The sequence below is a fragment of the Phenylobacterium sp. CCH9-H3 genome, from assembly GCF_001557235.1.
Lineage (GTDB): Bacteria > Pseudomonadota > Alphaproteobacteria > Caulobacterales > Caulobacteraceae > Phenylobacterium.
The window spans coordinates 1-8,006 of record NZ_LSJI01000063.1 but is presented as its reverse complement, the minus strand read 5'-3'; the positions used below and the strand labels follow the sequence as shown (position 1 = coordinate 8,006).

The 8,006-nt window shown below is 69.3% G+C and carries 7 protein-coding genes; 3 read left to right on the top strand and 4 right to left on the bottom strand.

Annotated elements, in window-relative coordinates:
* The 4 genes from AX721_RS05815 to AX721_RS05800 all read right to left on the bottom strand — a co-directional run.
* The coding region (locus AX721_RS05815; RefSeq protein ID WP_156467029.1) for an EamA family transporter at positions 1-442 on the bottom strand (442 nt) is incomplete at its 3' end.
* Between the two features lie 151 nt (positions 443-593).
* On the bottom strand, positions 594-2,174 hold the full coding sequence (locus AX721_RS05810; RefSeq protein WP_068875078.1) for a 2-isopropylmalate synthase: 1,581 nt from the start codon (positions 2,172-2,174) through the stop codon (positions 594-596).
* A gap of 205 nt (positions 2,175-2,379) precedes the next feature.
* Complete coding sequence (locus AX721_RS05805; protein WP_068875077.1) at positions 2,380-2,997, bottom strand: glutathione S-transferase family protein; 618 nt, start codon at positions 2,995-2,997, stop codon at positions 2,380-2,382.
* Positions 2,991-3,701: a TVP38/TMEM64 family protein gene (locus AX721_RS05800; RefSeq protein ID WP_068875076.1), complete on the bottom strand. Its 711-nt coding sequence runs from the start codon at positions 3,699-3,701 to the stop codon at positions 2,991-2,993. The genes AX721_RS05805 and AX721_RS05800 overlap by 7 nt, the downstream gene beginning before the upstream one ends.
* A 133-nt stretch (positions 3,702-3,834) precedes the next feature.
* Here AX721_RS05800 and AX721_RS05795 point away from each other — a divergent pair, with 133 nt between their 5' ends.
* From AX721_RS05795 to AX721_RS05785, 3 genes are all read left to right on the top strand, one after another.
* On the top strand, positions 3,835-5,121 hold the full coding sequence (locus AX721_RS05795) for a calcium-binding protein (protein WP_068875075.1): 1,287 nt from the start codon (positions 3,835-3,837) through the stop codon (positions 5,119-5,121).
* A 112-nt stretch (positions 5,122-5,233) separates the two neighbouring features.
* Positions 5,234-6,856 carry a calcium-binding protein gene (locus AX721_RS05790; protein ID WP_068875074.1) on the top strand — a complete coding sequence of 541 codons (1,623 nt, stop codon included), beginning with the start codon at positions 5,234-5,236 and terminating at the stop codon, positions 6,854-6,856.
* 679 nt (positions 6,857-7,535) lie between these two features.
* On the top strand, positions 7,536-7,772 hold the full coding sequence (locus AX721_RS05785) for a hypothetical protein (RefSeq protein WP_156467028.1): 237 nt from the start codon (positions 7,536-7,538) through the stop codon (positions 7,770-7,772).
* The last annotated feature ends 234 nt before the right edge of the window (positions 7,773-8,006 follow it).

The following is an 8,006-nucleotide window of genomic DNA, read 5'->3' as shown; positions in this document are numbered from 1 at the left end:
CCCGCCCCTGCCCCGCCCGCGGCCAGGACAGCACCACCAGCCCCACGGTCGCCACGGCCACGCCCGTCCACACGGCGGCGCTCAGGTCGTCCCCCAGCAGCAGCCAGCCCAGCAGCGCCGCGAACGGCAGCGACGACTGCTGCAGCATGGTGGCCACGGCGAACCCCGACCGGCTCATGGCCATCAGCAGCGCCGCCGTGGCGGCGACCTGGGCGATGGCCCCGCTGATCGCCCCCAGCCAGAACGTCGAGGTCCAGTGCGGCGAGGCCGTCGGGGTCAGGGCGTAGGCCAGGGCGAAGATGCCGATGGAGAACGGCAGGCCGAACAGGAAGCGCACCAGCGTCGCGCCCCACGGCCCCGCCTCCTCGACGAGCCCCCGCTGCATGGCGTTGCGCGCCACCTGCAGCGGCGCCGCCGCCAGGGTCAGGAAGATCCAGAGCATTCCGTAAAATCCGTCATCCCGGCCAACGGAGCGGCGAAGCCGCGGAGGCCGAGCCGGGACCCATGCGGACGCTCGGTCCGCGCGACGTCGCGACGATCAGGTGTTTCTGGATGGCCGGGACGAGCCCGGCCATGACGAGGGTCTCGGAGCTTCAGAACCCGCTGGCGACCTTGCCCGGCGCGCTCTTCTCCTTGCGGGCGAAGAGGTTGTTGAGCGCGTTCACATAGGCCTTGGCCGAGGCGGTCAGGGTGTCCGTGTCCGCGGCCGAACCCGTGGCGATGCGGCCGTCGTCCTCCAGCCGAACCGAGACCTGGGCCTGGGCGTCCGTGCCCTCGGTCACCGCGTGCACCTGGAAGAGGCGCAGGATCGCGTCGTGCGGCACCACCGCGTGGATGGCGTTGAACACCGCGTCCACCGGGCCGTCGCCGGTGGCGTTGGCGCTCTTCTCGACCCCGTCGATGGTCACCGTCAGGAAGGCCTCCTGCGGCCCCTCGGTGCCGGCGATCACCCGCAGGTGCTTCACCTGGACCTTGTCGGCGCTGCTCGCCAGGGCGTCGTCCACCAGGGCGATGATGTCGTCGTCGAAGACGTGCTTCTTCTTGTCGGCCAGGTCCTTGAACCGCTGGAACGCCTCGTTCAGCGCGTTCTGGCCCAGCTCATAGCCCAGGTCCTTCAGCTTCTCGCGGAAGGCGTGGCGGCCCGAGTGCTTGCCCATCACCAGGTTCGAGGAGCCCTGCCCCACGTCCTCGGGCTGCATGATCTCGTAGGTGCCGCGGTCCTTCAGCATCCCGTCCTGGTGGATGCCGCTCTCGTGGGCGAAGGCGTTCTTGCCGACGATGGCCTTGTTGAACTGCACCGGGAAGCCGGTGATCGCCGAGACGTAGCGGCTGGCCCGGGTGATGTGCTGGGTCTCGATGCCGGTGAAGTAGGGCAGCGTGTCGCCGCGGACCCGCAGGGCCATGACGATCTCTTCCAGCGCCGCGTTGCCGGCCCGCTCGCCGATGCCGTTGACCGCCACCTCGACCTGCCGCGCGCCGCCCTGGACGCCGGCCAGGCTGTTGGCCACCGCCAGCCCCAGGTCGTTGTGGCAGTGGGTGGAGAAGATCGCCCGGTCGGCGTTCTCCACGTTCTGGATGATGTCGCGGAACATCTCCGCATATTCGCTGGGATAGCTGTAGCCCACCGTGTCCGGCAGGTTGATCGTCGTGGCGCCCGCCTTGATGGCCGCGTCCACGCAGCGGCGCAGGAAGTCCTGCTCGGTGCGCGTGGCGTCCTGGGCCGACCACTCCACGTCCCCGCAGAGGTTGCGCGCGTGGGTCACCGACTTGGTGATCATCTCCAGGATGTCTTCCTGGCTGGCGTGCAGGATGTGGTCGCGGTGGCTGGGGCTGGTGGACAGGAAGGTGTGGATCCGGCCGCGCTTGGCCTTGCGGATCGCCTCGGCGCAGCGCTCGATGTCGGCCATGCCGGCCCGGGCCAGGCCACAGACCACGCTCTCGGTCACGATCTCGGAGATGGCGCGGACGGCCTCGAAGTCGCCGTTCGAGGCGATCGGGAAGCCGGCCTCGATCACGTCGACCTTCATGTCTTCGAGGATCTTGGCCAGCTCCAGCTTCTCGTCATGCGACATGGAGGCGCCGGGCGACTGCTCGCCGTCGCGCATGGTGGTGTCGAAAACGATGATGCGGTCGCGGCCCGACGTATCGGCGTTCGCGGGTGTGGGGTTGGTCATGTTCGGTCTCTTCGCGGTGTTTCGTTCTGGGGACGGAGGATGAAACCCCTGGTCGCCCGGCCGCGAAAAAGCGCGTGCCTAGAGAGGCGCCCAGGGGCGGCTAAGCCCCAGCGAGAGAAGAAGCAGGCTGCCCGTCCGCGTGCGCATGGCGGGGTCTGTACCGAAATGGCCGCTTCGCCGCAAGCAACTTGCGCGCCGCGCGGCCTTAAGCCGCCTCTTCGGCAAGAACCTTGCTGACCGCCGGCCGCGCCCGCACCCGCTCGCGATGGGCGTGGACCCGCGGAAGCTGGGCCAGGTCGACCCCGTCGCCCTCCAGCCAGTCGGCCAGCGTGAACAGGTAGCCGTCGCAGACGCTGAACCGCTCGCCCAGCACCCACGGACCTCGCAGCATCTCGCGCTCGATCAGCGCGAAGGCCTCCGCCATGGCCTGCGGGACCTTGCGGCGCATGTCCTCGAACGAGCTCTCCTCGTCCGCCCAGCGGGAGCCGCGGAAACGGTGCGCGTGGGCCACGTGGACCGTGGAGGCCAGGTAGCTGTTGAACGCCTGCGCCTGGGCCAGGTCCCAGGGGTCGGTCGGCAGCAACGCCTTCTGGGGATGTGTCTGGGCCACATAGGCCAGGATCGCCACGGTCTCGGTGAGCACGCCCTTGTCGGTGACGAGCGCCGGGACCCGCCCCTTCGGATTGAGCGCCAGATATTCCGGCCTGCGCTGCTCCGACCGGCGCAGGTCCACCTTGACGGCCTCGTAGGCCGCCCCCGCCTCCTCCAGCGCGATGTGCGAGGCCAGCGAGCACGAGCCCGGCGAATAGAAGAGCTTCAGCATTCCTCGCCCTTTCCCCGACGGCGCAGCCAGCGCCGCGCGAACCATCCGATGGCCAGCCACAGGACCGCGACGGCGGCGATCGTCAGCCAGTTGCCGGCGATCTCCCCCCGCATGATCTCCACGATCGAGGCGCCGGCATAGGCCGTCAGCACGATCTTCGGCACGATCCCGACGCCGGTCCCGGCGACGAAATGCAGCGCCCGCATCGGCGTCACGCCCGCCGCCATGTTGACCACGATGAACGGCGCCGACGGCACCAGCCGCACGATCAGGCTGGCCAGGAAGCCGTTCTCCCCCACCAGCCGCATGAACCGCTGCACGCCCTCGCCGGAAAACCGCGCCAGCGTCCGCGCCCCCGCCGCCCGGCCCAGATAGAAGCCCACCAGCGCCGAGACCATGGTCCCGATCCAGCTGTAGGCCGCCCCCGTCTGCGGCCCGAAGGCCACCACCGCCGCGGCGATCAGCACGATCTGCGGCGTGCCCACGAAGGCCAGGGCCGCGAACGCCGCCACCGCCACCGGCAGCGACCACGGCCCCCTTGCGGCCCCCAGCCAGCCCTCCAGCGTCCGCTCGCTGTCGACCCCCAGCAGCTGGGCGCCGAAGAAGAACACCACCCCCACCCCGCCGAACAGCACGAACGACACCAGCAGCGTCCGCCACGCCTGGGCGTCCATGTTGGAGAGGAAGTCGAAAAGCCGGCGCATCCGGCCCGAGGGGTCGCGTGTTCGCGCCGCGGGGTCAAGGCGGCGGGGCTGGCGGTCCGACGCGGCCGCGCTAAAGTAGAGGTTGTTCGGTGCGCGTCCTTCGCTTGTGGCCGCGCGGTCCAAGGGGGACAAGATGGCCACCTATGCGTTCGAGACCATCGGCGCGGCCGAGGCGCTGGCTTTCGGCAGCGTCGACAGCCTGATCACGCCGGCCGGCAGCTCGGCCAAGACCACCACCGTCCTCTACAATCCGGACGGCACGTTCTCGGTCACCATGGGCGAGCGGACGGTGGTGTTCGGCTCCTATTTCCCCGCCACCCTCAGTCGGCTGACCTTTCCCGACGGCTCCCGGCTCTTCGTGGGCGGCTCAGGGCCGGACAGCCGCGACGAGGGCGTGCTTCCGTCCACTGGCGCGATGTACGGTGGCGACGGCGCGGACACCCTGACGAGCAGCCCCGGCGCGTGGTTCGTGCAGGGAAACCAGGGCGACGACCGCATCGTCATCCGCACCCAGAGCCCCAACACGGTCTACGGCGGCCAGGGCGCCGACAACATCGCCGCCATCGGGGGCGCGGTCAGCGCGAGCCAGTTCATCCAGGGCAACAAGGGGAACGACACACTCCAGGGCGGCGACGGCGCCGACACCGTCCTGGGCGGCCAGGGGAACGACCTGATCTACGGAACGGCCGGCCAGGACTTCATCAACGGCAATCTGGGCGACGATCAGTTGACGGGCGGCGGCCAACTGTTCGGCGAGGGCGGGAACGACATCATCTCCACCTCCGGCGACGGCGATACGACCGCCAGGGGCGGCGATGGCGACGACACCATTCAGATCGGTACGACCGGCTCGGGCCTGCACGTCGCCTCGGGCGACGGCGGAAACGACACGCTCAGGGCCCATACCGACATGCGCAGCCAGCTTGACGGGGGCGACGGCGCCGACGTGATCCACATCATCCGCAACCTCGGCAGCCCTGTCCTGTACGGCGCCACCATCGACGGCGGCGCCGGCGACGACACCGTTCAGGCGAGCGACGCCGACGATCGCATCCGGGGCGGGACGGGCGCCGACAGCCTGAACGGCGGCAGCGGCGCCGACACGTTCATTCAGGACGGCGCCACCGCCTCGCTCACCCTTGTGGCCGCCGATCGCATCGGCGACTGGACGTCCGCCGACCGCATTCAACTCCGCACCGACATCGGTACCGCGTTTGCCGAGGGGACGGCGGCCGACTTCGCCACGGCGCTCTCCACGGCCCAGGCGGAGATCGGCGTTGGCCAGACCGAGGCCATGGCAATCCAGGTGGGCCAGGACGTGGTCGTCTTCGCCGACGCCAGCGCGGGCGCCACGATCCACAGCATCACCGTCCTGGTCGGCCGCTCGCTCGCCGACATCTCGGCCGACAACTTCGTCTGAACCCGCGCGCCCGCGGCTGGCCACGAGGCGCGGCTCGCGGTAGCGTTACGGTAGAGTTTGTTTTGTCAGCGTCCCCCAGCGTGCGGCGCAGGCGCGCTTCTCGGGGGATATCGTGGCGACCTACGCATTCGAGACGATCACGGCGGAGCAGGCGCTGGCGATCGCGGCGAGCGACTCCCTGACGCTGGCCGGTGGCCCGGCCCGTCTCGCGACCGTCCTCTATGCCGCCGACAGCGCCACCATCACGCTCGTCATCGGCGAACGGTCGGTGGTCTTCGGCCCTGCGCTGGCCGCCGTGAGCCTCGGCGGCAGGCTGACGCTGGCCGACGGCTCGCGCCTCTTCATCGGAGACGGCCAGGCCAACACGCTCGCCTTGACGGCGGACAGCACGACGCACGACGCGGCCTATGCCGGCGCCGGCGACGACTCCATCGACACCGGCGGCGGCGATGATCTGCTCCAGGGCAACATGGGGACCGACACCCTTTCCGGCGGGGCCGGCGCCGACACCATCTACGGCGGCCAGGACAACGATCGGATCTTGACCGGCGCGGGCGCCAACTTCGCCCAGGGCAACAAGGGCGACGATGTCGTGCTGGGGGGCTCCGGGCGGGACACGCTGCTGGGCGGCCAGGGCGCCGACACGATCGACGGCGACGCCGGCGCCAGCGATTTCCTGAACGGCAACCTCGGCGACGACGTCATCACGGTGCGAGGCGGCGGCGACGTGTTCGGCGAGGACGGGGCCGACACCATCACGACCGCTGACTCGGCGAACGTCTCCACGCTCATTTCGGCGGGCGCCGGAAACGACCGCGTGCTGTCCCAGGCCACATTCGGCCTGTCCCTGATCCACGGCGACGACGGCGACGACTTCATCGCAGGCGGGGGCCAGGCGAACGACCTGGGCTTCGGCGACGCCGGGCGCGACACCCTCATCGCCGGGACCGGCGACGAGATGCACGGCGGCGACGGCGACGACAGCCTCTCGACCAGCGCCTCCAACGTCCTGCTGGCCGGAGATGCGGGGAACGATATCATCCAGGCCGAGCAGGGGCGGCATACGATCGACGGCGGCGACGGCGACGACCACATCATCACCTTCTCCGACAGCAGCGAGACCATCCGCGGGGGCGCTGGAAACGACACCATCTATGCCGACCGGGCCGGGGATAAGCTGGTCGAGGGCGGCGCCGGGGCCGACAACCTGCAGCTGGGCACGGGCGCGGTCACCGCCAACGGCGGCGACGGCGACGATTTCATCCTGACGCAGTCCGGCAGCCGCAGCCTCGTGCGGGGCGAGAACGGCAATGACGGTCTTGCCGGCCAGGGCTCCGACACGCTGGACGGCGGCGCGGGCGACGACCGGATCAGCCCCCGCGGCGGCGTGGACGTCATGATCGGCGGCAGCGGCTCCGACACATTCGAATTCGAAAGCTTCGCCTCGCAACGGCTCGCGGGCCAGATCGACCGGGTTCTCGACTGGACCACCAGCGACCGGATCGAGGTCGAACGCATCTCGCGCGCCGCGATGCAATACAGCGAGCGAACCGCCCCCGACCTCGCGACCGCGTTCAGCCAGAACGAATACCTCGGCGCCAACGCCGTCGTGGCCGTCCAGGTGGGCGCCGACGTGGTGCTGTTCTCCTCGTTCAACATCAGCGGCTTCGCCGCCGAGCCGCTCATCCTGGTCGGCCGCGCCCTCGCCGACATCTCGATCGACAACTTCGTCTAGGGCGGCCGCCATCGCCGAGGCCCGCCGACCGCCAGCGTTGCGAATGTCCGCTTCACGCTTCGGCTTCAACGACTGGGTTCCACCCTCGACGGCCATCCATGGCGTCCGCTATTCGAAAAATCGCAGGGTGTCCGTTTCACGGCCCTGGGCCGCTGACCTGGTGCGACCCGTTGCGGACTCTCATGCCGCGGCCTGTATCGCCCTAATCGGCGCCTCCCCGTTGCCGTCGCGCGCAACGAAACGTCCCCTCAGCACCTTGAAGGTCTTTCCTCCATAAAACCCGCAGCCCGAAGCGGTCAGAACGTAGGTCACGCCGGCGCGGAGCGGGAGTGGCGCAGTCAGCTCACGCCAGCCATCAGGGACTCGACCAAGTCGAAACTCTTGCATTGGCGCGCAGCTTGGGTCGCGGGCGATCGCCCAGACCGTTCGACTGCTCCCATTCACAACCTCAACCAAGACCAGCGAGTCTATCCCCGGTGGGGGATCAAAGAGAAAGCTTCGATGTAGGCGGAAGTCCGGCGCGACCGTCGATCCGGTAACCTCGATCCTGAGACCTCTCTGACACGAGGATAGGGCGAGCCCCATCAGTCCAACGGCCAGGGCGCGAAGAATGAGGTGCATAGGTAGAGACTGGCCGGGACGGCAAAGGTCCGCAACCCAACCGTTGCGGACGTTCAGGTTGCGCCGCTACGCTTCATATACGGCTCATGACGACGTCAACGACCGAGACTCCTTCGTGGCCTATCTCGGCGAACTGAGACGGCAGTTGGCAGACGGCGCGGAGTGGGAGAACGCGGACTTGCCGGCTTTCCTGGAGGCGATGCAGGCGTGGGCCACCGATTGGCCCCATCCGGCTCACACTAACCCCTGGCGCCACGCGGCGGACGTGATCGCGGCCGCCACGCTCTACGAGTAACGTCCGCTCCCGAGCCGTTGCAGGACTTGCGTCGGTTCCTTGACCAAGACTGCAAATCCAATCCTGCCGACGATATCCAGAAGGTTGCCGATGCGCTCGGACAGAGCTTCCAGAGCGGCGCCAACGGGAACATCGGTTAGCCCCCCAGAGAACTTCGGAAAGTCCGCGCCTTAGCGGAACCACCCTAGGGCCGGGGCGAGCGGCCAGGGCGCGTGGACCGGCGGAGCCTTGCGG

Excerpts from the sequence above, each read along its gene's own strand:
- AX721_RS05805 (WP_068875077.1), bottom strand. The coding sequence starts at position 2,997 with ATGCTGAAGCTCTTCTATTCGCCGGGCTCGTGCTCGCTGGCCTCGCAC.
- AX721_RS05795 (WP_068875075.1), top strand. The coding sequence starts at position 3,835 with ATGGCCACCTATGCGTTCGAGACCATCGGCGCGGCCGAGGCGCTGGCT.
- AX721_RS05800 (WP_068875076.1), bottom strand. The coding sequence starts at position 3,701 with ATGCGCCGGCTTTTCGACTTCCTCTCCAACATGGACGCCCAGGCGTGG.
- AX721_RS05810 (WP_068875078.1), bottom strand. The coding sequence starts at position 2,174 with ATGACCAACCCCACACCCGCGAACGCCGATACGTCGGGCCGCGACCGC.